This window comes from Pseudomonas sp. HP_01 (assembly GCF_055284355.1).
In genome coordinates this window covers 36114-58120 of sequence record NZ_JBTOPV010000006.1, presented here as the reverse complement: position 1 = coordinate 58120, position 22007 = coordinate 36114, and the positions used below count along the sequence as shown (strand labels likewise).

The window sequence follows — 22007 nt, the reverse complement described above, 5'->3', positions numbered from 1 at the left end:
GGCTTTAGCCGGGAAGGCGTCGGCAGTCGCGCTGCAGAGTTTATGGTGTTCATACTGGCCTCTGACCGGCTGAAGCCGGTCCCACTAAAAACCAGTCAGTCTCTGGGCCTAAGCGCCGCCACCGCTTCGATCTCGATCAGCATGCCGTCCAGCGCCAGGCGAGGGACGGGGATGAGTGTGCATACCGGCTTCATAGTGCCAGCCCATGCGAGATCAGCCTGCTCGACCCATAGACGCAACCGCTCTTCCGAGTGATCAACCATCAGCAGCGTCAGTTCGAAGATATAGTGCCGGCTTAATCGCTGGAGTCCCTCTGCACTTTCTGGTCTAGTAGCGATCCGATCATCCCGAGTCGACCGTCGTCGATTCCGTCATCCATTCGCTGCAACTGCCGCCCTAGCAAAGGTCCCGCCGATGTCTGCCAAACGTTTCAAGCACGCCCTCTCCTGCCTGTCCCTGCTGGCCTGTCTGACCTCCACTGCTGCCTTTGCCCACGCCCATCTGGAAAGCCAGCAACCCGCTGCCGACAGCGAAGTGAGCGCGCCTAAAGAACTGCGCCTGACCTTCTCCGAAGGCGTAGAAGATAAATTCACCAAGGTGGTGATCAGCCTGGACGCGCCCGACACGCCGACGGAAATCATCCAGACGCGCAGTGTCGAAACCGATCCCAACAACCAGAAAGTCCTGATCGTGACCCCGGCCGTGCCGATGGTCCCGGGCAAATACAAGGTGGAATGGCACGCCGTATCGGTGGACACCCACAAGAGCGAAGGCACGTACCGCTTTCAGGTGACGCCATAACCCCATGCACGAAGGACTGATCCTGTGCCGCTTCATCCACTTCGGCGCAGTGCTGTTGCTGTTCGGGGTCGGCGCGTTCCGCAGCCTGTTGTTTGCCCGGCACCTGCAACCTTTTGAAGCCAGCCCGGCAGCAACTCGCCTGAGTCGGCTGACCGGCTGGCTTGCCGCCATTGCCCTGGCGAGCGCTGTGGCCTGGCTGATGCTGACGGCAGCTTATCTGAGCAGCGACTGGAGCAGCGCGATTGATCCTTCTACTGTCGGACTGGTGCTGGGCAGTACCTGGTTCGGTCACGTGTGGGTGGTTCATCTGCTGCTGAACGCGCTGGTGGTCATCCTCAATTCCCGCGTAAAGCCAAGCGTTTTACTGGTTCTCAACACCCTGTTGCTGCTGACCCTGGCGCCGGTCGGTCACGGCGCGATGTTCGATGGACTGAAAGGCCAGTTGTTGATCCTCAACCAGATGCTGCACCTGCTCGGCGTCGGCACATGGCTCGGCGGCTTGCTGATGCTGGTCCTGCTGCTGCGGGCTGCTCATGGCGTCGACCTCGCGGTGGTATTGCGGCGTTTCAGCGGCATCGGCTACGCACTGGTGGCGGTCATCATCGCAACGGGCTTGATCAACGTTCGTGCACTCAGCGGCGGGATCTGGCCAGAGCCTGCGTTTGCCGGGTTCGGCCTGGTGCTGGCCGTCAAAGTAACCATGGTGGTGGGCATGCTGTTGCTGGCCGCGCTGAACCGGCAATTGGCCCGAGCGGTTGATTTGCCGATGGCGCGCCTGAGGCTGAGCGTATTGCTGGAAGGCCTGTTTGGCGCGGGTGCGCTGGCGGCGGTGTCGTTGCTCGGCACCTTGCCGCCGATGCTGGGCTGATCGAACAGGCTGACATGAAGGCAAAAGTTTGAGCGCAAGACTCGGAGTGTCGCCTTCCATCACAGCAGCTAACGTACAGGCCAGTGAACCGTCAGAGAGCCGCACAATGAGCCGCCAACCGAGCAATCAGTCCTCCGAAAGCGTCGAGCTCGATCCGCGCTGGAACGCCGTGGTGTCCCGGGATGCCAGCGCCGACGGGCTGTTCGTCTACGGCGTACGCACCACCGGCGTCTACTGCCGCCCCGGCAGCAGCGCACGCTTGCCACGCCCGGAAAACGTGGTGTTCTTTGACAGTGCCACCGAGGCCGAAGCCGCCGGGTTTCGCCCGAGCAAACGTGCCGCCGCCGACCGCACCGGTCTGGCTGAGCAGCATGCCGCCGTGGTCGCCGGGGCGTGCCGACTTATCGCCGAAGCGGAATGGCTGCCGACCCTCGCCGAACTGGCTGCCCACGCGTCCATGAGCCCCTGGCATTTCCACCGCGTCTTCAAGGCGGTTACCGGCCTGACGCCCAAGGGCTACGCCAACGCCCACCGCGCCGACAAGGTGCGCACCAAACTGACCGGCAGCGGGCGCATCACTGACGCCCTGTACGACGCTGGTTTCAATTCCAACAGCCGCTTTTACGAAGCCAGCGCAGGATTGCTGGGTATGAGCCCCACGGACTACCGCAAGGGCGGCGTCGCGCTAGAGATTCGATTTGCCGTCGGAGAGTGCTTTCTGGGGGCGATTCTGGTGGCCCAGAGCACCAAGGGCGTGTGCGCCATTCTGCTCGGCGATGACCCCAATCGATTGGTGCAAGACCTGCAGGATCAGTTTCACAGCGCCACGCTGATCGGCGGCGATGCCGACTTCGAGCGGCTGATGGCTGAGGTGGTGGGGTTTATCGAGGCGCCGAAGCTGGGCCTGAACCTGCCGCTGGATTTGCAAGGCACCGCCTTTCAGCAGCGGGTCTGGCAGGCCCTGGCGCAGATCCCGCCGGGCACCACCGCGAGCTACGCGCAAATCGCCCAGCGTATCGGCGCGCCGACCGCCAGTCGCGCGGTCGCCTTGGCCTGCGCGGCGAATCACATCGCCGTGGCGATTCCCTGTCACCGCGTGGTGCGCGGTGATGGCGCGTTGTCGGGTTATCGTTGGGGTGTGGAGCGCAAGCAGGCGCTTCTTGATCGCGAGGGTCGAGCAGCGGAGCAAGCATCCGGTCCAACAGCGAACGTCGCAAAGACCCGCTAGAAGCTTCCCGGCTAAAGCCGGTCCTACAAATGAAGCCGGGCATGCGAAAACTGCCAGGCATGCAAACGCCGGTAACAGCTTCTCGCTTGAGAAACCCTGACAGCGGCGTAAGGTCGCTGCACCGGATCTCACAAGGAGCATGGACGTGCCTTCGACTCTTCAAGCAGCGATAACCGACACCGCCCCCTCATTCTGGTTGATCGCCGACCAGCTCAACGCACGCAACGAAACCGAACGGCTGGACTACATCCGCTCGGGCTTCCCGCCCGGCTGGGTCAAGGTGCTGCGCAACGCCTTCCGCCTCAGCAACAGCCAGCTCGAAGCCTTGCTGGCCAGCTCGGTCTCCACCCTGGAACGCCGCCAGCGTCAGCAACGGCCGCTAGACATCGTCGGCTCCGAACGCCTCGACCGGGTCGCCGCCCTTGCCACCCACGCCGCCGAACTCTTCGAAGACCAGAACACCGCCCGCCGCTGGATGGTGGCCTCCAACCGCGCACTCAACGGCCAGACACCCATCGCCCTGTGCGAAACCGAAATCGGCGCGCGCCAGGCACGCCGGGTGCTCAGCGCCTTGCAGCATGGCGGGGTCGTCTGATGCAGGCCTGGAGGATCAGCAAGGAGAGTGCCGCGAACGATCTGTCCGGCACGGGCGCCGCGCAGTTCGGCGGGCGCTGGAGTCATGCCGACCAGCCGGCGGTCTACCTGGCGCTGAGCGCGTCAGGCTGTGCGCTGGACACGCTCATTCAATGCGCGAACCTGCCGCAGCCAGGTTTCCAGCTCGTTCACCTGCAGTTGCCGGATGACCCCGGGCTGTATTGGCAGCCTGCTCTCGCACAACTGCCGCCCGGGTGGGACGTCACGCCGGCGGATCGACCCAGCATGGATTTCGGCGGCGCCTGGCTGGAGCGGCGCGAGCAACTCGGGTTGATCGTGCCGTCGGCGACCATCACCCACACGCGCAACCTGCTGCTCAATCCCCGTCACCCCGCCATGGCGCAGGTCAGGGTGCTCGACGTGCGCCCCTTCACCTGCGGCTGATCAGCGCCGGGTATCGACCACGATGCGCCCGCGTACCTGCCCGTCCATGAGCAGGTGCGCGGTTTCAACCACTTCACTCAAGCCGATCTCCCGGCTGATCAACGGCAGCAGCGACACATCGAGATCCCGGGCCAGACGCGCCCAGGCGTCGATGCGGTCCTGGCGCGGGCGCATGACACTGTCGATGCCGGCGAGGGTCACGCCGCGCAGAATGAACGGCGCGACCGACGCCGGAAAGTCCATGCCCTGGGCCAGACCGCAGGTGGCGACCGTGCCCCAATACCGAGTGCTGGCGCAAATGTTGGCCAGGGTGTGACTGCCCACCGAATCGATCGCCCCGGCCCAGCGCTCTTTCGCCAATGGCTTGCCCGGTTCGGCCAGCGTGGCACGATCGATGATTTCCGCTGCGCCGAGGGACGTCAGGTAGTCGCTCTCGCCCAAGCGGCCGGTGGAGGCCACAACGCGGTAGCCGAGCTTCGCCAGCAGTGCGATGGCGAAGCTGCCGACACCGCCATTGGCCCCGGTCACCAGCACATCACCCTTGTCCGGGGTCACGCCGTTTTTCTCCAGCGCCATGATCGCGAGCATTGCGGTGTAGCCCGCCGTGCCGATGGCCATAGCCTGCGCCGGCGTGAATGCGCTTGGCAGCGGTATCAGCCATTTGCCCTGCAACCGCGCCCTCTGCGCCAGCCCGCCCCAGTGCCCTTCGCCGACGCCCCAGCCATTGAGCAGCACTTGATCGCCGGGTTTGAAGTCAGGATCGCTGCTGTCCTCGACCGTGCCGGCCAGATCCACGCCGGGCACCATCGGAAACTGCCGCACGATCGGGCCTTTGCCGGTGATCGCCAGGCCGTCCTTGTAATTCAATGTGCTGTGGCTGACGCGAACAGTGACGTCGCCTTCGGGCAACTGACTGTCATCGATGTCTGTCACCTCGGCTCGGTAGCCGTGGTCGTCTTTGTTGATCAGGATGCCTTTAAACATTGCCCTTCTCCTATTTAGACCGCTCGTCTATAACCAGACCTGAAAACATCAGCGCGGCAATCCGCGCAGAAATCCGATGATGAAGGTATTGAGCGGCTGCTCGTTCTGCACCAGTCGAGCCCGCAGCACGGCACCCTCCCAGCCGATCCAGAAATACGCCGCCAGCTCTGAGCAGTCGGTGCGTGACGGCAGTTCGCCCGCAGCGATCGCCGCCTTGAAGCACACCGTCAGGCGCACCTGCCAGTCGAGGAAAACTTTTTCCAGCGCCTCACGAAAGCCCGCTGGCAGGACGCTCACCTCTTGGCCCATGTTGCCCACCAGGCAGCCGCGCCGAAAATCGTGGCGGGCGATGTTGACCTTCGATTCCTGAACGAACCCGGCCAGCCGTTCCAGCGGCGACAGCGTTTCATCCAGCAGCCAGCGATCCAGGCGCCGGGCGAAGTAGCTGGCGTAGCTGTCGAGCACCGCGAGGCCGAACACCTCTTTGCTGGCGAAGTAGTGATAGAAGGAGCCTTTGGGCACGCCGACGCGTTTAAGGATGCCGTCGATGCCCGTGGCCATGAAGCCCTGTTCGGTCAGTATCTCCACGCCGCAGCGGATCAGCGCCTCGCGGGTGTCGAAGTCATCGGGGCGTGCCACTTTGGGTGGGCGGCCGGGGCGTCGGGGTTTTGCAATGATATCGTTCATGGGGTTGCATATTAGACCGAGCGTCTATTAAATCAACCGCATCTTTGCTCTTGCTCTTTTCGCTTTGGAGACTCTGCCAATGATAGCCTGGCCCGATACCCGCCTGCTCAAACTGCTGGACATCGAACTGCCCATCCTGCAAGCGCCCATGGCCGGGGCGTCCGGGTCGGCGATGGCCGTCGCGGTCGGCAAAGCCGGTGGCCTGCCCTCGCTGCCCTGCGCCATGCTGACCCGGGCGCAGATTCGCGAAGAAGTGGCGCGGATCCGCGCGGGCACCCATGCGCCGCTGAACCTGAATTTTTTCTGCCACCAGAATCCTCTGCCCGATACACAGGCCGACGCCGACTGGAAAGACCTGCTCAAGCCCTACTACAACGAACTGGGCGCCGACTTCGATGCCCCCACTCCCACATCCAATCGCGCGCCCTTTGATGAGGCGGCCTGCGCCTTGATCGAAGAGCTGAAGCCGGAAGTGGTCAGCTTCCATTTCGGTCTGCCCGAGGCTGCACTGCTGGCGCGGGTAAAGGCCACCGGTGCGAAGGTGCTTTCTTCCGCGACCACTGTGGAAGAAGCTGTGTGGCTCGAAGCGCGGGGTTGCGATGCGATCATCGCCATGGGCTACGAGGCTGGCGGCCATCGCGGCATGTTCCTCAGCGATCAATTGCACACCCAGGTCGGCACAATGGCGCTGGTGCCGCAGATCGTCGATGCGGTGACGGTGCCGGTCATCGCCGCCGGCGGCATTGCCGACAGTCGCGGGATCGCCGCCGCGTTCATGCTCGGCGCGTCAGCGGTTCAGCTCGGCACGGCCTACCTGTTCACCCCTGAAGCCAAGACGTCGGCGCTGCATCAGGCGGCACTGAGCCGTGCCCAGGACAGCCAGACGGCTATCACCAACATCTTCACCGGTCGCCCGGCCCGGGGCATCGTCAATCGCATCATGGGTGAGATCGGGCCCATGGCCGCTGCCGCGCCGGCCTTCCCCACCGCGGGCGGCGCGTTGATGCCGCTGCGCAGCAAGGCTGAAGCCCGAGGCGACGACGGTTTCATGAATCTCTGGGCGGGTCAGGCAGTGGGCATCAAGCACTCGCTGTCGGCAGAAGAACTCACCCGGACGCTGGCCATTGGCGCCCTTGAACGGCTGGCCGGGCGTTAGGTCAACGAGATAAAACCCCAGCGCGGCAAGATCCGGCTTCCGCGCGGAGAAGAGTCGCTATATATTTCGCTGCATAGCGTTAGACCGACGTCCGGTTGGCTTTCTTCCTCATTCCGTTCGCTAGCCCGGAGCCGTTCCATGCACGCAGTTTCAAATCGCGTCACCCTCACCTCGCTGGTTTTCGCCTGTGCCGCGCTGTCGTCGGGCACAGCGCTCGCCGATGAGGTTCAGGTGGCCGTCGCCGCCAATTTCACCGCGCCGATCCAGGCCATCGCCCAGGACTTCGAAAAAGACACTGGTCACAAGTTGATCGCCTCTTTCGGCGCGACCGGCCAGTTCTACACCCAGATCAAAAATGGCGCGCCGTTCGAAGTATTCCTCGCCGCCGATGACACCACCCCGGCCAAACTGGAGAGCGAAAACGAGACGGTGAAAGGCTCGCGCTTTACGTACGCGGTGGGCACTTTGGCGCTGTGGTCGGCCAAAGACGGCTATGTCGACGACAAGGGCCAGGTGCTCAAGGACGGCAAATTCGAACACCTGTCCATCGCCAACCCGAAAGCCGCCCCCTACGGCCTCGCCGCCACCCAGACCCTGGAGAAACTGGGCCTGACCGAAGCGACCAAAAGCAAGATCGTCGAAGGCCAGAGCATCGCCCAGGCCTATCAATTCGTGCAGACCGGCAACGCGGAACTGGGTTTCGTCGCCCTCTCCCAGGTGTTCAAGGACGGCAAGCTGACCGGTGGCTCGGCGTGGATCGTGCCCGCCAACCTGCATGAGCCGATCAAGCAGGACGCGGTGATCCTCAACAAGGGCAAAGACAACGCCGCCGCCAAGGCGCTGATGGATTACCTCAAAGGCCCGAAAGCCGCCGCGATCATCAAGTCCTACGGGTATCAGCTGTAAATGCTGCTGGGCAGTGCCGACCTCGCGGCCATCTGGCTGACGCTGAAACTGGCGTCCCTGACCACCGTGATTCTGCTGATCGTCGGCACGCCCATCGCGCTGTGGTTGTCGCGCACTCGCTCATGGCTGAAAGGCCCGATCGGCGCGGTGGTGGCGCTGCCTCTCGTGCTGCCGCCCACGGTGATCGGCTTTTATCTGTTGCTGTTGCTCGGGCCGAATGGCGCGATCGGGCAACTGACCCAGAGCCTGGGGCTCGGCACGCTGACCTTCAGTTTCACCGGGCTGGTGATCGGCTCGGTGCTGTATTCCCTGCCGTTCGTGGTGCAGCCCTTGCAGAACGCCTTCGTCGCCATCGGCCCACGCCCCCTTGAAGTGGCGGCTACGTTGCGAGCAGGCCCCTGGGACACGTTCTTCTCCGTGATCCTGCCGCTGGCGCGCCCTGGCTTCATCACCGGGGCGATTCTGGGGTTCGCCCACACCGTGGGTGAGTTCGGCGTGGTACTGATGATCGGCGGCAATATCCCGGAGAGAACCCGGGTCGTGTCCACGCAAATCTACAACCATGTCGAAGCCATGGAATACGCCCAGGCCCATTGGCTGGCAGGGGCGATGCTGGTCTTCTCCTTTGTCGTGCTGCTGGCGCTGTACTCCAGCGGCAAGGCCCGGTCGGCGTGGAGCGGCGCATGAGTTCGACGATTGATGTTCGATTGAAGCTGGCGTTTGCCGGGTTTGCCCTGGATGTCGACCTCAACCTGCCCGGTCGCGGCGTCTCGGCGCTGTATGGCCACTCAGGTTCCGGCAAAACCACCTGCCTGCGTTGCATCGCCGGGCTGGAAAAGGCGGCCGACGGCTATATCCGCGTCAACGGTGAGGTTTGGCAGGACAGCGCCAACAACATCTTTCTGCCCCCACACAAGCGCTCCCTGGGATACGTGTTCCAGGAAGCGAGCCTGTTTCCGCACCTCGACGTCGAGGGCAATCTGCGCTTCGGTCTTAAGCGCATTCCCGAGCGCGACAGGCGCATTACGTTGCAGCAGGCGACCTTGCTGCTGGGCATCGATCATTTGCTCAGCCGCACCCCCGACAAACTGTCGGGCGGTGAACGTCAGCGGATCGGGATCGCCCGCGCGTTGCTGACCAGCCCGCGCCTGCTATTGATGGACGAACCCTTGGCGGCGCTGGACGCGCAGCGCAAAAGCGAAATCCTGCCCTACCTCGAACGCCTCCACGACGAGCTGGATATTCCGTTGATTTACGTGAGCCACGCCCAGGATGAAGTGGCGCGACTGGCCGACCATCTTGTCCTGCTCAGCGACGGCAAAGCGCTGGCCAGCGGCCCTATCGGCGAAACACTGGCGCGGCTGGATCTGCCGCTGGCGATGGGCGATGACGCGGGCGTGGTAATCGAAGGCAGCGTGCTGGCCTACGACGCCGCTTATCAGCTCATCACCGTTCAACTGCCACGCAGCCAACTGAGTATTCGCGTCGCCCATTCCGCCTTGCTGCCCGGCAAGCCGCTGCGCCTCAAAGTGCAGGCACGGGACGTGAGCCTGAGCCTGCAACCCGACGCTCAAAGCAGCATCCTCAATCGCCTGCCGGTCACGGTCATCGAAGAGATCGCCGCTGACAACGCCGCCCATGTGCTGGTACGCCTCGATGCTGGCGGCTCGCCGCTGTTGGCACGGATTACCCGCTACTCCAGGGATCAGCTGCAGCTGGCACCCGGGCAGACGCTCTGGGCGCAGATCAAATCAGTCGCGCTGCTGGCGTAGGCGAGCAATCACCCGTCCGATTCATCAGTATGCAATTAGTCGGCACGACTGCGCAGCGCCACGGTCAATGCAAAAAGACCCGCATTCAGGACTGCCTTTCATGCCGGACACAATCCACAGCGAAGACCTGCCCAAAGATCTGCACTACGTCGACGACGGCCAGCCCGGATTTACCCGCAAGATCCTGCGCGGCAAGTTCGCCTACTTCGACACCGACGGCGAGCGCATCCGCGACGAGGACGTGATCAAGCGCATCAACGCGCTGGTGATCCCACCGGCATACACAGACGTGTGGATCTGTGCCGACCGCCAGGGCCATCTGCAAGCCACCGGCCGTGACGCTCGCGGACGCAAGCAGTACCGCTATCACCCGCGCTGGCGCGAGATTCGTGACGAGAACAAGTACTCGCGGATGATCGCCTTCGGCCAGGCGCTGCCCAAAGTGCGCAAACAGCTGGAAGCGCAGCTGGCCAAACCCGGCATGGGCCGCGAGAAAGTCATGGCGGCGGTGCTGTCGCTGCTGGACCAGACGCTGATCCGCATCGGCAACAGCCAGTACGCCCGGGACAACCGCTCCTACGGACTGACCACGTTGCGCAACAAACACGTCGACGTGAAGGGCAGCAAGATCTACTTCGAATTTCGCGGCAAGAGCGGCGTCGAGCACCGGCTCAGCGTCACTGACCGGCGTTTGGCGAACATCATCAAGCGCTGCATGGAATTGCCTGGTCAGAACCTCTTCCAGTACCTGGATGACGACGGCCAGCGGCATACCGTTTCCTCACACGACATTAACCAGTACTTGCACACCCTCACCGGCGCCGATTTCACTGCCAAGGATTACCGCACCTGGGCTGGCAGCGCGATGGCACTGGCGACCCTGCGCAAGCTGCACTGGGAACCGGAAGCGGATGCGAAGAAACACGTCGTGTCCATGGTCAAGGAAGTCGCGCGGCTGCTGGGCAACACCCCGGCGGTCTGCCGCAAGTGCTACATCCATCCGGCGGTGCTGGAGGCCTTCGCGATGGGTGAACTGTCCAAGCTGCCGCGCATCCGCCAGCGCAAAGGCCTGCGCCTTGAAGAAGTGGCGCTGGCTGGGTTCCTCCAGGGCCTGCAGGCCGCCGAGGTCATTCGTGAAGCATCCGAAGAACTGACAGGAGAAACCGCATGACAACCCGCAACGCTCATATCCCCGGCGAAAAACTCAACGACCCCGACGCGCGCCCAGCCGACGTGGCCGATGATCGCGATCGCACCGACGACGTGCGTGAAGACGAGCCGCTGACCGGCGGCGATCACGACGACGCCGGGCACACGCCCAAAGTGCCCCTCGCCGAGTAAACCCGTTCTTGTATTTCAGGATTCAAAGGCCTCACCCATGACCACACCGCCGCACCTGCCAGACGACGCCCGCCCTTCTTCCTTCACCGTCGATGCTAACCGCCCCGGATTCGTCCGGGTGCGCGGTGCCCGTGAGCACAACCTCAAAAACGTGGACATCGACATCCCCCGCGACTCGCTGGTGGTGTTCACCGGCGTGTCGGGCTCCGGCAAATCCTCGCTGGCGTTCTCCACCCTGTACGCCGAAGCCCAACGCCGCTACTTCGAATCCGTTGCGCCCTATGCCCGACGCCTCATCGATCAAGTGGGCGTGCCCGATGTCGACTCCATCGAAGGCCTGCCCCCGGCCGTCGCGCTGCAGCAACAGCGCGGCACGCCGAGCACGCGCTCCTCGGTTGGCAGCGTCACCACTCTGTCCAGCCTGATCCGCATGCTCTACTCCCGCGCCGGCACTTACCCGCCGGGCCAGCCCATGCTCTACGCCGAAGACTTCTCGCCCAACCTGCCCCAGGGCGCTTGCCCCGAGTGCCACGGCCTGGGCCGGGTCTATGAGATTCCGGAAGAGCTGATGGTGCCGGACGATTCGCTGACCATCCGCCAGCGCGCCATCGCCGCGTGGCCCCTGGCGTGGGGTGGTCAGAACCAGCGCGACATCCTCGTGACCCTGGGTTACGACGTCGACACCCCGTGGCGTGACCTGCCGAAAAAGGACCGTGACTGGATTCTGTTCACCGACGAACAGCCCAACGTGCCGGTATATGGAGGCCTGACCCCGGAAGAAACCCGTCTGGCACTCAAGCGCAAACTCGAACCCAGTTATCACGGCACCTTCACCGGCGCCCGGCGCTACGTGCAACACACCTTCGCGACCACGCAGAGCGCGCTGATGAAAAAGCGCGTTTCGCGGTTCATGCGTGGCAGCCCGTGCCCGTTGTGCGATGGCAAACGCCTGAAGCGCGAAGCCCTGTCGGTGACCTTTGCCGGCCTCGATATCGGTGAATTGGCGCAGATGCCGCTGCTGCGGCTGGCCGAGGTCTTGCGTCCAGTGGCGGCGGGCGTTTTTGAAAATGAAGAGCGCGGGAGCGCGGTGCTTGATCGCAAGCAGATGGCCGAGGCGAAAAAGAAGCGCGTCACTGCAGGCGGCTCGGCCCACGACGCAGCACCCGATGTGCGTGCGACACCCAACTTGTCTGTCGAAAAACGTCTCGCCGCCCAGCGCATCGCTCAGGATTTGCTGGCGCGGGTCAGCACCCTCACCGAGCTGGGGCTCGGTTATCTAGCGCTGGACCGCAGCACGCCTTCGCTGTCGTCCGGTGAGTTGCAGCGCCTGCGCCTGGCGACGCAGCTGGGGTCGCAACTGTTCGGCGTGATCTACGTGCTGGACGAGCCTTCTGCGGGCCTGCACCCGGCGGACAGTGAATCCCTGTTCACTGCGTTGCAACAGCTGAAGGCGTCGGGCAACTCACTGTTCGTCGTCGAGCACGATCTGGAAACCATGCGCCGCGCCGACTGGTTGATCGACGTCGGCCCTGCCGCTGGAGAGCATGGCGGCCACGTGCTGTACAGCGGCCCTCCCGAAGGCCTGGCCGAGATTGAAGCCTCGCAAACGCGCCGGCATTTGTTCGCTGAGCACGTCGAGGTGCGCGCCGCAAGACGGCAGCCGACCGACTGGCTGCGCCTGGAAGGCATTACCCGCAACAACCTCAATTCACTGAGCGCGGAGTTTCCGCTGGGCTGCTTCACCTCGGTGACGGGCATCTCGGGTTCCGGTAAATCCAGTCTGGTCAGCCAGGCATTGCTGGAGCTGGTGGCCGCGGAACTAGGACGCCCGGTTGCGGAGGTCGACGCAGAAGAGTCCAGCCTGGAAGACGATGTGCCACAACCCACCGGCGGGCACATTGCGGGCGGAATGAGCGCGATCAAGCGTCTGGTGCAGGTTGACCAGAAACCCATCGGCCGCACCCCGCGTTCCAATCTTGCGACTTACACCGGGCTGTTCGACAGCGTGCGCAAACTGTTCGCCGCGACGCCCGACGCGCAGAAGGCCGGCTACGACGCCGGACAGTTCTCGTTCAACGTCGCCAAAGGCCGCTGCCCGGTGTGCGAAGGCGAAGGGTTTGTCAGCGTTGAATTGCTGTTCATGCCCAGCGTCTACGCGCCCTGCCCGACCTGCCATGGTGCGCGCTACAACCCGGACACCCTGGCCATTCGCTGGAACGAGCTGAGCATCGCCGACGTGTTGCAACTGACGGTTGAGCAAGCGGTGGATGTATTCGCCGAGCAGCCCGCCGTGCTGCGCTCGCTGACAGTACTGCGTGATATTGGTCTGGGGTACCTGCGTCTGGGTCAGCCTGCAACTGAGTTGTCCGGCGGTGAAGCCCAGCGCATCAAGTTGGCGACGGAGCTACAGCGCAGCCAGCGCGGCGCCACCCTGTATGTGCTCGACGAACCGACCACAGGCCTGCACCCCACCGATGTGGATCGGCTGCTGACGCAGCTGAATGCGTTGGTGGATGCGGGGCATAGCGTGGTGGTGGTCGAGCATGAAATGCGCGTGGTTGCGCAGAGTGACTGGGTGATCGACATCGGGCCGGGGGCTGGGGACAAGGGGGGGAATGTTGTGGCGTGTGGTACGCCTGAGGAGATTGCCGACGTGGAAGAGAGCCGGACGGCGCCGTTTTTGCGGAAAGTGTTGCGGGGGTAAAGACGAAAAAGGCACTTGAGGTTGCCCTCAAGTGCCTTTTTTCTGAATGGTGCCCCGAGCCGGAGTCGAACCGGCACATCCTTTCGGACGACGGATTTTAAGTCCGGTGTGTCTACCAATTTCACCATCAGGGCGGTAGCACATATCAACCTTGACCTTCGCGAGCCATGTCGCGAGGCCTGCTGACAAGAGTGGGGAATATATACATCCCCAGCCTTGGAGGCAAGTTCAAAGCTTTCGGATTCAATTGGTTACGTTTGTTTACCGTCGCAGGCTCGATACCTGTCTATGCTTTCTCGCAGCTTAGGGTGACTCGTTGTCGTAGCTGTGCTGCCCCTTTCTTTTGACGAACCAAATGAGGTGTCTATGAAATCCGCTTTGTGGCTGAGCCTGATTGGAGCATTTACGGTGAGCGCTCAGGCGGCATCGCTGAATGTCCCGATGAACCTGGTGAGCGCTGATGGCGCCCCACAGCCTGTTGGCGAGGTGACCATCAGCGAGACCGCTTACGGGCTGGTGTTCACCCCCGAGCTGAAATCTCTACCCGCCGGGATTCACGGTTTTCATGTTCACGAAAAGTCGAGTTGCGATTCGGGCATGAAAGACGGCAAAAAAGTCGCGGCACTCGCAGCAGGCGGCCACTTCGACCCAGCGAAAACTGGCAAGCATCTGGGGCCCTATGGCGAAGGCCACTTGGGTGACCTGCCAGCGGTCTACGTCAACGCCGATGGGGTGGCCAACTATCCTGTGCTCGCACCACGCCTGAAGAAGATTTCCGACGTCAAAGGTCACGCGCTCATGATCCATGTCGGCGGCGACAACCACTCCGATATGCCCATGCCATTGGGCGGTGGCGGTGATCGGATGGCGTGTGGTGTTATCTGATCGAACTCAAGCGCGCTTGATGTCAGTTGAACCGGTAACGGAGAAGAGTGGCTTGGGACGTGAGCTATCGCTTCATACAGTGTTGCGGAAGCGATAGCCAGAATTGCGGAAGTGACTCACCAAACGCCACCCACAAAAAAGCCCGTAAGACGTTGATCTTACGGGCTTTAAATGTGGAGGCCGAGGTCGGAATCGAACCGGCGTAAGCGGATTTGCAATCCGCGGCATAACCATTTTGCTACTCGGCCTCAAACGTTCAACGATCCAACCACTACCGCTAAACGCATACAAACTGGAGCGGGAAACGAGACTCGAACTCGCGACCCCGACCTTGGCAAGGTCGTGCTCTACCAACTGAGCTATTCCCGCTTTGTGTGGGCGCCATTCTATACACTCAAATGACCCCGTCAACCCCTTGATTTAAAAATACTTATTTTTCATCTGTGGTCGTGCGCAGATGCGGCCATGCGGCGCGAAGGTATTGCACCATTGACCACAACGTAAGGCCCGCCGCGATCATCAGCAGCACATAACCCAACACCACCCAGAAGGTAAACGCAGGCGGGTTGGCCAGCAGGATGACCAGCGCAAGCATTTGCGCCGCGGTTTTCCATTTACCCAGGTTCGACACGGCCACTTGGGCTCGCGCACCCAGCTCGGCCATCCACTCGCGCAACGCCGAGATAACGATCTCTCGACCGATGATCACGGCGGCCGGCAAGGTTAGCCAAAGGTTGGCGTGAGCCTGCACCAGCAACACCAGCGCAACGGCCACCATCAGTTTGTCAGCCACCGGGTCGAGAAAGGCCCCGAACGGTGTGCTTTGCTCCAGGCGTCTTGCCAGATATCCATCCAGCCAGTCGGTCGCGGCTGCCAGGGCGAACACCGAACTGGCGGCCATGTAGCTCCAGTGGTACGGCAGATAGAACAACAGAATGAAGATCGGAATCAGCAGGACACGTAATACGGTGATCAGATTAGGGATATTCATCGGCACAACTGGCTACGAGGTGAGCGAGCATTCTACTCGCTGTGCAGGTTTGCATAAATCGACTCTGCGAGCTTTTTGCTGATTCCCGGCGCCTTGGCAATTTCTTCGATGCTGGCCCGGGACAATTCCTGAAGCCCGCCGAAGTGCTTGAGCAGGTCGCGACGCCGAGTCGGCCCCACCCCTGCCACCCCTTCCAGGGTTGAGGTTCGACGGGTTTTACCGCGTCGCGCACGGTGCCCGGTGATGGCAAACCGGTGAGCTTCGTCACGGATTTGCTGGATCAGGTGCAGCGCGGGGGAATCGCCCTTGAGGGTGAACTCATGGGCGGCATCGTTCAAGTACAACGTCTCGAAACCAGCTTTGCGCGTAGCGCCCTTGGCGACACCCAAGAGGATCAGGTCGGGGATGGCCAGTTCGTTCATCACGTCGCGGGCCATGCTCAACTGACCCTTGCCGCCGTCCACCAGCAAGATGTCGGGCAATTTACCCTCGCCGTCCTTGATTCGGCTGAAGCGACGGGTGAGTGCCTGGTGCATGGCAGCGTAATCATCCCCCGCCGTGATGCCTTCAATGTTATAGCGGCGGTAATCCGACTTGATCGGGCCTTCGGGACCGAACACCACGCACGACGCCACGGTCGCTTCGCCGCTGGAATGGCTGATGTCGTAGCATTCCAGACGCTGCGGCGGCTCCTCGAGCTTGAGCACCTGAGCCAGCGCTTCAAAGCGCGCGGTGACGTGCTGACGATTGGCAAGCCGCGCCATCAACGCCTGCTCGGCATTGGTCACCGCCAGTTGCTGCCAGCGCGCGCGGGTGCCACGCACACGGTGACTGATGATGATTTCTCGGCCGCGGGAAGCATCGATCGCGTCGATCAGCGCGGGGAAATCCTCGCTGACCACGTTGACGATGACCTCGCCCGGCAATTCGCGCTCGCCGCCGCCCAGGAAATACTGGGCCAGGAAGGCGGACATGACCTCGCCCACCTCCTCCTCGATGCCGACCTGGGGGAAGAAGTTTTTGCTTCCCAACACCCGCCCGCCGCGCACGCTGATCAGGTGCACACAGGCGCCGCCCGGATTGACGAACGCCGCCACGACATCGACGTCGCCGGTACCGCCGTCCATGCTCTGCTGGTCCTGGACGCGACGCAGCAGGCCGATCTGATCACGCAGCTCGGCGGCGTGCTCGAAATCGAGGTTCATCGCCGACTTTTCCATCAGCGCATTGAGTTCGTCGGTGAGGGCATTGCTGCGGCCTTCGAGGAACATCACCGAGTGACGCACGTCCTCGTTGTAGATTTGCGGCTCGACAAGGTTCACGCACGGTGCTTTGCAGCGCTTGATCTGGTATTGCAGGCAAGGCCGGGTGCGGTTCTTGTAGAAGCTGTCTTCGCACTGACGAACGTGGAAGGTCTTCTGCAGAATGCTCAGGCTTTCGCGAATCGCGCCGGCGCTGGGGTAAGGCCCGAAGTAGCGGCCTTTGGCCTTTTTGGCACCACGATGGATGCTCAACCGCGGGAATTCGCCATCGGACAGGTGCACGTAGGGGTAAGACTTGTCGTCGCGCAACAGGATGTTGTACGGCGGTCGCGACTCCTTGATCAGGGTTTGTTCCAGCAACAGCGCCTCGGTTTCATTGGCGGTGATGGTGGTTTCAACCTGGGCGATCCGCGCGACCAACGCACCGGTTTTCGGGGCATGACCGGTCTTGCGGAAATAGCTGGCGAGGCGCTTCTTTAAATTCTTGGCCTTGCCGACGTACAGCAGCTTGCCGTCGATATCGAACATCCGATATACGCCGGGGCGGCCACTGCAGGTGGACAGAAAAGCACTGGGATCAAACGGTTGGGTCATTTATGCGCTGGCGTCGACCATGCCGTGACGGACGGCCAGCAAGGCCAGCTCCACGTCACTGCTAATCGACAGCTTCTCGAATATGCGGTACCGGTAGGTATTCACGGTTTTGGGGGACAGGCAAAGCTTGTCGGAAATCGTCTGCACTTTCTGGCAGCCGACAATCATAAGGGCAATCTGGATTTCCCGCTCGGACAAGAGATCGAACGGCGAATTGCTGGTCTGCGGCTGGAATGACTTGAGCGCCAGTTGCTGGGCGATCTGCGGGCTGATGTAACGCTGCCCTGCAAACACCAGGCGAATGGCCTGGACCATCTCGGTCAGGCCGGCGCCTTTGGTCATGTACCCCGCCGCGCCCGCTTGCAACAGGCGTGTAGGGAAAGGGTCTTCTTCGCACACCGTGACCGCCACCACCTTCATGTCGGGATGGCTGCGGATGAGCTTGCGCGTGGCTTCCAGTCCGCCGATGCCGGGCATCTTGACGTCCATCAGCACGACGTCGGGTTTCAGCTCGCGGGCCTTCTGCAACGACTCTTCGCCGGACTCGGCCTGCCCCACCACCTGCAAGCCTTCTATGTCGGCCAACATGCGCGTGATACCTGTCCGAACCAGATCATGGTCATCGACAACCAGCACCCTAATCAAGCAGACACCTCACCGAACGATTCATGACGATTAACCGCCACGTAAGCAAAAAGAAAGTAAGCGATCTGCTCTGGAGCCCTGAGCGGGCATGTGTACCAGATGATCTACAACGATGCTGACAAACTATCATCATCGGTCGTGAAACTTGAAAAAAACTTCAAACGCACGACTTTTACATTCGCAAGCCTCAGAGCTTTTTGTCCGACGTATAGGTGCTCTGGTACTCCGCCAGGGTGGTGGTCAACCGACAGATGGCATCTTGCTCTTCCTTCCCTAGATTGCGATAACTACCCACCATCCACTCCTCGTTTTCGCTCAGGCCGACGATGGGCACCGGGGTGCGGGAACCCGTCAACACGTACAGTACGTCTACACCGCGATGGGCGACGCGGGCCAGATAGTCGGCCTTGGGGGTGCGTTCGCCGTTTTCGTACTTGCCCTGCGCGTTGGCTTCCACGCCACCGATTTCACCGAATGCGCGTTGTGAAAGCCCCAAGCGCTCGCGCTCTTCCCTAATTCGGGCACTTATTCCACTCATTTGAATGCATAGCCTTGTTGACATCACTCTTTTGAGTGATAGAATCGAAATAATTTGAACGAACTTGAACGGTTTTGAACTATGCCCGGAATCCGCACCGCCGCACAAGCCAAGGCTTGGCTGGAACAGCAGGGCAAATCGGTTCAAGAGTTTGCCAGGGAGCACAACGTGGACCCGGCAACGACCTATCAAGTGTTGTCCGGGCGCAAGAAAGGGCGCCGGGGTGAGTCGCACAAAGTTGCGGTACTGCTAGGGATGAAGATCGGCGTGATACCGCCCGCTTCCGCTACTTTGGAAGTGCCAGAGGGCTGAACGACGTTTTGCAGTTTTAACCGTTGCTAATCACCACGCGTTCCCCAATCACCCCCATTGTAATTTCCAATTGAAGAACCCGCGGGGTCTGAAGTAAGCTCGGCGGCATTCCACGGAGACAGACCATGTTGCCTTCCCTTCCCTCTCAGTTCTTCTGCGCCGCCGACGGTTCACGTCTGGCCGGGCGTGCGGCTGCCTGGAATGCAACGGCGTGTTCGATTCCCGCATCTTATTTTTATGGGTATTGGTTTAGCCACTGGCGCGCCTGATACCCACACGGCGCCCTGAACTTCGGGACGCCCACGAGAGATAACTCTCACCCCCGGTCGGCTTCCCGACCGGGGGTTTTGTTTTTCTGGGCCACCTACTTTTGATTGTCGATTCGAGGAAATGCACATGAACCAAACAAACTATTACCGCAACGACAGCAACTTCGCCTGGCGATTTAGCAACCTCCGATCGGGACAGCCTGCCGCCTCCGATCGGTCACTGACAGGTGGCATCGCCCTACTCACAGCCAATCCGGCCAATTGTCGAACACCCCAGTAGGTCCGCGCGGGAATACCCGCCGACCAGGAAGCCAGCACATGAATTCGCCCGTCGTCAGCAACACCCTCATCGATCTGCCCTCCAGCGCCGTCACCCTGAGTGACAACCGCCCTGCCCCGAAACGCCTGCCCACGCCGTTCGCGCTGAAACATCAGCTGCCGCTGGACGCTGCCATGACCTTACAGGTTGCCGCCCAACGCCAGTCGATTCGCGCCATTCTCAACGGAGAAGATTCGCGCCTCCTGGTGGTCGTCGGCCCGTGCTCGATCCACGATCCCCACGCCGCCCTCGAATACGCCGAGCGCCTGGCCCGCCTGGCTGCCGAGGTCAGCGACCAGATGCTCCTGGTGATGCGCGCCTATGTCGAGAAGCCGCGCACCACGGTTGGCTGGAAAGGCCTGGCTTACGATCCCGCGCTGGACGGCAGTGACGACATGGCCGAGGGCCTCGCCCTGTCGCGGCAGTTGATGCGTGAGATGGTCCGCCTCGGCTTGCCGGTGGCCACGGAGTTGTTGCAACCGATGGCGGCAGGCTACTTCGATGACGTCTTGAGCTGGGTCGCCATTGGCGCAAGAACCACCGAATCGCAGATCCACCGGGAAATGGCCAGCGGCCTCGGTGTACCAACGGGCTTCAAGAACGGCACCGACGGCGGCATCTCCGTGGCCTGCGACGCGATCCGCTCGGCGGCCCACGCCCACCGCCATTTCGGCATGGATCCCCAAGGGCATCCCGCGATTATCGAGACGTCGGGCAATCCCGATACCCACATCGTGCTGCGCGGCGGTCACAGCGGGCCCAACTATGATGCCGCTAGCGTTGCAGCAGTGAATGCCAGTCTGGCGAAGCACCGCATGGCCGCGCGCATCATGGTCGATTGCAGTCATGCCAATAGCGGCAAGGATCCGCTGCGCCAGCCGGCGGTCTTCAACGACGTGCTGCAGCAACGACTGGCCGGTGACCGGACGCTGATCGGCATGATGCTGGAAAGCCACCTGTTCGAGGGCTGCCAACCGTTGAGTGCTTCCCTCAAATATGGCGTGTCGGTGACGGATGCTTGCCTGGGCTGGGAGTCCACCGAGCGCCTTCTGGGCGAGGCCGTGAACAAACTGCGCTACAGGTAGCTCTGCAGTCACTCTTGCAGAAGCGTCATCAGTAACGTTTGCACACAGGAAGCCGGCGCCGGCCGTGTCGTCGGCTTCCCTCAGAATCGTCGTCGTTGTCAGCCACGGTCCGTCACCGCGAAGACGCCGATCGTGGGAAATCGTCCCGCGCCCCCTGCGCATTTGCAGCGCAACGCCAGCGTCTTTTCCAGCCTCCCCGTCACACAAGGCCTGTAGCGGTTTAACGCTTTCCACAACCTGCACCTACCGGCCCGTTGCCGCACTCCTGCGCGCCCTCCCCGCCGTATCACCCCTGGTTAAGCTCGATCCTTCATTTTCATCGAAGGAATGACCGACATGTACAAGGAAGTCACGACCAAGTACCCCATTTTGCTGGTCCACGGCTTGTTCGGCTTTGACCGGATCGGCGCGGTTGAAATGTTCCATGCCATCCCCGAGGCGCTGGAGAGAGCCGGATGCAGGGTCCACGTGCCGGCGCTGTCCGGGGTCCACGACAACGAAACCCGCGGGAAGCAATTGATTGATCAGATCGAGCGCTTTCTGCGCCGCACCGGTTACCTGAAGGTCAACCTGATCGGACACAGCCAGGGCGCGCTGACCTCCCGCTATGCCGCTGCGATGCGTCCGGATATCGTGGCGTCGGTCACTTCCGTGAGCGGGCCCAATCACGGCTCGGAGGTGGCCGACCGGGTGCGTCGGGCGCTGACGCCCGGGCAGATGCCTGAAGCGGTGGCATCGCGGCTGACCGCAGGTTTTGCCCACTTCCTGGCGCTGCTGAGTGGTAATTCGGCGCTGCCTCAAGACCCGATTCAGGCACTCGATGCGCTGACGACCGAAGGCGTAGCGGCATTTAACTGCACGTATTCCCAGGGGCTGCCATCGACGTGGGGCGGCGAAGGCGCAGAACGGGTCAACGGCGTCCACTATTACTCGTGGAGCGGCTGCATCGACGGCTCGTTGTTGTCCGAAGGCCGCAATGCCCTGGATCCATTGCACCTGGCGTTGCGCAGTTATGCGCTCCTGTTCGAGAAAGAAGCGGCGTCCAATGACGGCCTGGTCGGCCGCTTCAGCTCCCACCTGGGCAAGGTGATCCGCTCCGACTACCCGATGGACCACGTCGACTCGATCAATCAGAGTGCCGGCCTGGTGCGCAAGCAGGTCGATCCAGTAAAGCTGTACGTGGACCATGCCGCTCTGCTGTTTAGTAAAGGCCTCTAATCAACAATGTCGTCTGTCACGACAAGACAAAGGCGCCTGAACTTTCTCGGGAAACGCGGCCCTTATTCGAGTACGCTCGTTTCTTTTTTTCACAGGAGTTACTCAAATGGCCAAAGCCACTGCCCGCCACATCCTCGTATCCAGCGAAGAGAAGTGCAACGAACTCAAAGCACAGATCGAAGGCGGCGCTGATTTTGCCGAAGTCGCAAAATCCAACTCCAGCTGCCCGTCCAGCCGTCAAGGCGGCGACCTCGGTTCCTTCGGCCCGGGTCAAATGGTCAAGGAATTCGACACCGTGGTGTTCAGCGCACCGGTGAACGTTGTCCAGGGCCCGGTGAAAACCCAGTTCGGTTACCACCTGCTGGAAGTGACCAGCCGCCAGGACTGATCCCCCGCGCTGCTGC

The 22007-nt window shown here is 62.0% G+C and carries 23 protein-coding genes, 3 tRNA genes and 1 pseudogene; 17 read left to right on the top strand and 10 right to left on the bottom strand.

The window, feature by feature from the left end; all coding sequences use genetic code 11:
• Positions 1-95: 95 nt before the first annotated feature.
• Positions 96-284 (bottom strand): annotated as a pseudogene (locus ACYAR8_RS05675) (RidA family protein); the annotation flags it as partial.
• Between the two features lie 130 nt (positions 285-414).
• Here ACYAR8_RS05675 and copC point away from each other — a divergent pair.
• The 5 genes from copC to ACYAR8_RS05650 all read left to right on the top strand — a co-directional run bounded on the left by copC (position 415) and on the right by ACYAR8_RS05650 (position 3935).
• Complete coding sequence (gene copC, locus ACYAR8_RS05670) at positions 415-801, top strand: copper homeostasis periplasmic binding protein CopC (protein WP_463579314.1); 387 nt, start codon at positions 415-417, stop codon at positions 799-801.
• Between the two features lie 4 nt (positions 802-805).
• On the top strand, positions 806-1669 hold the full coding sequence (gene copD, locus ACYAR8_RS05665; RefSeq protein ID WP_463579313.1) for a copper homeostasis membrane protein CopD: 864 nt from the start codon (positions 806-808) through the stop codon (positions 1667-1669).
• Between the two features lie 106 nt (positions 1670-1775).
• The gene (ada, locus tag ACYAR8_RS05660; protein ID WP_463579312.1) at positions 1776-2897 is read left to right on the top strand and encodes a bifunctional DNA-binding transcriptional regulator/O6-methylguanine-DNA methyltransferase Ada; all 1122 of its coding nucleotides are present in this window, start codon (positions 1776-1778) and stop codon (positions 2895-2897) included.
• A gap of 145 nt (positions 2898-3042) precedes the next feature.
• Positions 3043-3492, top strand: a complete 450-nt coding sequence (locus ACYAR8_RS05655; RefSeq protein ID WP_463579311.1) for an antitoxin Xre/MbcA/ParS toxin-binding domain-containing protein — start codon at positions 3043-3045, stop codon at positions 3490-3492.
• A complete protein-coding gene (locus tag ACYAR8_RS05650) occupies positions 3492-3935 on the top strand; it encodes an RES family NAD+ phosphorylase (RefSeq protein WP_463579310.1) in 444 nt (147 codons plus the stop codon). Before ACYAR8_RS05655 ends, ACYAR8_RS05650 begins: the two co-directional genes overlap by 1 nt.
• On the opposite strand, the gene acuI is transcribed toward ACYAR8_RS05650, so the two are convergent.
• Together acuI and acuR are read right to left on the bottom strand one after the other, a co-directional pair.
• Positions 3936-4919 (bottom strand): acrylyl-CoA reductase (NADPH), encoded by a 984-nt coding sequence (gene acuI / locus ACYAR8_RS05645; protein WP_463579309.1) that lies wholly within the window; start codon positions 4917-4919, stop codon positions 3936-3938.
• Between the two features lie 48 nt (positions 4920-4967).
• The gene (acuR, locus tag ACYAR8_RS05640; protein ID WP_074883136.1) at positions 4968-5606 is read right to left on the bottom strand and encodes an acrylate utilization transcriptional regulator AcuR; all 639 of its coding nucleotides are present in this window, start codon (positions 5604-5606) and stop codon (positions 4968-4970) included.
• Between the two features lie 79 nt (positions 5607-5685).
• Here acuR and ACYAR8_RS05635 point away from each other — a divergent pair, with 79 nt between their 5' ends.
• From ACYAR8_RS05635 to ACYAR8_RS05605, 7 genes are all read left to right on the top strand, one after another.
• Entirely contained in the window at positions 5686-6762 is a 1077-nt protein-coding gene (locus ACYAR8_RS05635; RefSeq protein WP_463579308.1) for an NAD(P)H-dependent flavin oxidoreductase, read from the top strand.
• A gap of 138 nt (positions 6763-6900) precedes the next feature.
• On the top strand, positions 6901-7668 hold the full coding sequence (gene modA / locus ACYAR8_RS05630; protein WP_463579307.1) for a molybdate ABC transporter substrate-binding protein: 768 nt from the start codon (positions 6901-6903) through the stop codon (positions 7666-7668).
• Complete coding sequence (modB, locus tag ACYAR8_RS05625) at positions 7669-8355, top strand: molybdate ABC transporter permease subunit (protein WP_463579306.1); 687 nt, start codon at positions 7669-7671, stop codon at positions 8353-8355.
• Entirely contained in the window at positions 8352-9440 is a 1089-nt protein-coding gene (gene modC / locus ACYAR8_RS05620) for a molybdenum ABC transporter ATP-binding protein (protein ID WP_463579305.1), read from the top strand. Before modB ends, modC begins: the two co-directional genes overlap by 4 nt.
• A 100-nt stretch (positions 9441-9540) precedes the next feature.
• On the top strand, positions 9541-10611 hold the full coding sequence (locus tag ACYAR8_RS05615; RefSeq protein ID WP_108119358.1) for a DNA topoisomerase IB: 1071 nt from the start codon (positions 9541-9543) through the stop codon (positions 10609-10611).
• A complete protein-coding gene (locus tag ACYAR8_RS05610; protein WP_175514128.1) occupies positions 10608-10781 on the top strand; it encodes a hypothetical protein in 174 nt (57 codons plus the stop codon). Before ACYAR8_RS05615 ends, ACYAR8_RS05610 begins: the two co-directional genes overlap by 4 nt.
• 37 nt (positions 10782-10818) lie before the next feature.
• Positions 10819-13485 (top strand): excinuclease ABC subunit UvrA, encoded by a 2667-nt coding sequence (locus ACYAR8_RS05605; protein WP_463579304.1) that lies wholly within the window; start codon positions 10819-10821, stop codon positions 13483-13485.
• Positions 13486-13532: 47 nt separating this feature from the next.
• Here ACYAR8_RS05605 and ACYAR8_RS05600 read toward each other — a convergent pair.
• Positions 13533-13619 (bottom strand) — tRNA-Leu (locus ACYAR8_RS05600).
• Positions 13620-13851: 232 nt separating this feature from the next.
• Here ACYAR8_RS05600 and sodC point away from each other — a divergent pair.
• Positions 13852-14370 carry a superoxide dismutase [Cu-Zn] SodC gene (gene sodC, locus ACYAR8_RS05595; protein ID WP_463579303.1) on the top strand — a complete coding sequence of 173 codons (519 nt, stop codon included), beginning with the start codon at positions 13852-13854 and terminating at the stop codon, positions 14368-14370.
• Between the two features lie 174 nt (positions 14371-14544).
• On the opposite strand, the gene ACYAR8_RS05590 is transcribed toward sodC, so the two are convergent.
• The 6 genes from ACYAR8_RS05590 to ACYAR8_RS05565 all read right to left on the bottom strand — a co-directional run bounded on the left by ACYAR8_RS05590 (position 14545) and on the right by ACYAR8_RS05565 (position 18400).
• Positions 14545-14618 (bottom strand) — tRNA-Cys (locus ACYAR8_RS05590).
• A 45-nt stretch (positions 14619-14663) separates the two neighbouring features.
• Positions 14664-14739, bottom strand: a tRNA-Gly gene (locus ACYAR8_RS05585).
• A gap of 61 nt (positions 14740-14800) precedes the next feature.
• On the bottom strand, positions 14801-15361 hold the full coding sequence (pgsA, locus tag ACYAR8_RS05580) for a CDP-diacylglycerol--glycerol-3-phosphate 3-phosphatidyltransferase (protein WP_065990459.1): 561 nt from the start codon (positions 15359-15361) through the stop codon (positions 14801-14803).
• Positions 15362-15393: 32 nt separating this feature from the next.
• A complete protein-coding gene (gene uvrC / locus ACYAR8_RS05575) occupies positions 15394-17217 on the bottom strand; it encodes an excinuclease ABC subunit UvrC (RefSeq protein WP_133774984.1) in 1824 nt (607 codons plus the stop codon).
• Complete coding sequence (gene gacA / locus ACYAR8_RS05570) at positions 17218-17862, bottom strand: response regulator transcription factor GacA (protein WP_065990451.1); 645 nt, start codon at positions 17860-17862, stop codon at positions 17218-17220. It lies immediately after the preceding gene.
• 187 nt (positions 17863-18049) lie between these two features.
• Positions 18050-18400: a helix-turn-helix domain-containing protein gene (locus ACYAR8_RS05565; protein WP_074883115.1), complete on the bottom strand. Its 351-nt coding sequence runs from the start codon at positions 18398-18400 to the stop codon at positions 18050-18052.
• Between the two features lie 81 nt (positions 18401-18481).
• Here ACYAR8_RS05565 and ACYAR8_RS05560 point away from each other — a divergent pair, with 81 nt between their 5' ends.
• From ACYAR8_RS05560 to ACYAR8_RS05545, 4 genes are all read left to right on the top strand, one after another.
• Positions 18482-18712 carry a DNA-binding protein gene (locus tag ACYAR8_RS05560; RefSeq protein WP_463579302.1) on the top strand — a complete coding sequence of 77 codons (231 nt, stop codon included), beginning with the start codon at positions 18482-18484 and terminating at the stop codon, positions 18710-18712.
• A gap of 587 nt (positions 18713-19299) precedes the next feature.
• Positions 19300-20385, top strand: coding sequence for a 3-deoxy-7-phosphoheptulonate synthase (locus ACYAR8_RS05555; protein ID WP_463579301.1), 1086 nt, complete (start codon positions 19300-19302; stop codon positions 20383-20385).
• 336 nt (positions 20386-20721) lie between these two features.
• Entirely contained in the window at positions 20722-21603 is an 882-nt protein-coding gene (locus tag ACYAR8_RS05550) for an esterase/lipase family protein (protein ID WP_463579300.1), read from the top strand.
• Positions 21604-21709: 106 nt separating this feature from the next.
• The gene (locus ACYAR8_RS05545; protein WP_027898593.1) at positions 21710-21991 is read left to right on the top strand and encodes a peptidylprolyl isomerase; all 282 of its coding nucleotides are present in this window, start codon (positions 21710-21712) and stop codon (positions 21989-21991) included.
• Positions 21992-22007: the final 16 nt, after the last annotated feature.

Coding starts and splice junctions, on each gene's coding strand:
- copC (WP_463579314.1), top strand. CDS start 415: ATGTCTGCCAAACGTTTCAAGCACGCCCTCTCCTGCCTGTCCCTGCTG.
- copD (WP_463579313.1), top strand. CDS start 806: ATGCACGAAGGACTGATCCTGTGCCGCTTCATCCACTTCGGCGCAGTG.
- ada (WP_463579312.1), top strand. CDS start 1,776: ATGAGCCGCCAACCGAGCAATCAGTCCTCCGAAAGCGTCGAGCTCGAT.
- ACYAR8_RS05650 (WP_463579310.1), top strand. CDS start 3,492: ATGCAGGCCTGGAGGATCAGCAAGGAGAGTGCCGCGAACGATCTGTCC.
- acuI (WP_463579309.1), bottom strand. CDS start 4,919: ATGTTTAAAGGCATCCTGATCAACAAAGACGACCACGGCTACCGAGCC.
- acuR (WP_074883136.1), bottom strand. CDS start 5,606: ATGAACGATATCATTGCAAAACCCCGACGCCCCGGCCGCCCACCCAAA.
- ACYAR8_RS05635 (WP_463579308.1), top strand. CDS start 5,686: ATGATAGCCTGGCCCGATACCCGCCTGCTCAAACTGCTGGACATCGAA.
- modA (WP_463579307.1), top strand. CDS start 6,901: ATGCACGCAGTTTCAAATCGCGTCACCCTCACCTCGCTGGTTTTCGCC.
- modB (WP_463579306.1), top strand. CDS start 7,669: ATGCTGCTGGGCAGTGCCGACCTCGCGGCCATCTGGCTGACGCTGAAA.
- modC (WP_463579305.1), top strand. CDS start 8,352: ATGAGTTCGACGATTGATGTTCGATTGAAGCTGGCGTTTGCCGGGTTT.
- ACYAR8_RS05615 (WP_108119358.1), top strand. CDS start 9,541: ATGCCGGACACAATCCACAGCGAAGACCTGCCCAAAGATCTGCACTAC.
- ACYAR8_RS05610 (WP_175514128.1), top strand. CDS start 10,608: ATGACAACCCGCAACGCTCATATCCCCGGCGAAAAACTCAACGACCCC.
- ACYAR8_RS05605 (WP_463579304.1), top strand. CDS start 10,819: ATGACCACACCGCCGCACCTGCCAGACGACGCCCGCCCTTCTTCCTTC.
- sodC (WP_463579303.1), top strand. CDS start 13,852: ATGAAATCCGCTTTGTGGCTGAGCCTGATTGGAGCATTTACGGTGAGC.
- pgsA (WP_065990459.1), bottom strand. CDS start 15,361: ATGAATATCCCTAATCTGATCACCGTATTACGTGTCCTGCTGATTCCG.
- uvrC (WP_133774984.1), bottom strand. CDS start 17,217: ATGACCCAACCGTTTGATCCCAGTGCTTTTCTGTCCACCTGCAGTGGC.
- ACYAR8_RS05565 (WP_074883115.1), bottom strand. CDS start 18,400: ATGAGTGGAATAAGTGCCCGAATTAGGGAAGAGCGCGAGCGCTTGGGG.
- ACYAR8_RS05560 (WP_463579302.1), top strand. CDS start 18,482: ATGCCCGGAATCCGCACCGCCGCACAAGCCAAGGCTTGGCTGGAACAG.
- ACYAR8_RS05555 (WP_463579301.1), top strand. CDS start 19,300: ATGAATTCGCCCGTCGTCAGCAACACCCTCATCGATCTGCCCTCCAGC.
- ACYAR8_RS05550 (WP_463579300.1), top strand. CDS start 20,722: ATGTACAAGGAAGTCACGACCAAGTACCCCATTTTGCTGGTCCACGGC.
- ACYAR8_RS05545 (WP_027898593.1), top strand. CDS start 21,710: ATGGCCAAAGCCACTGCCCGCCACATCCTCGTATCCAGCGAAGAGAAG.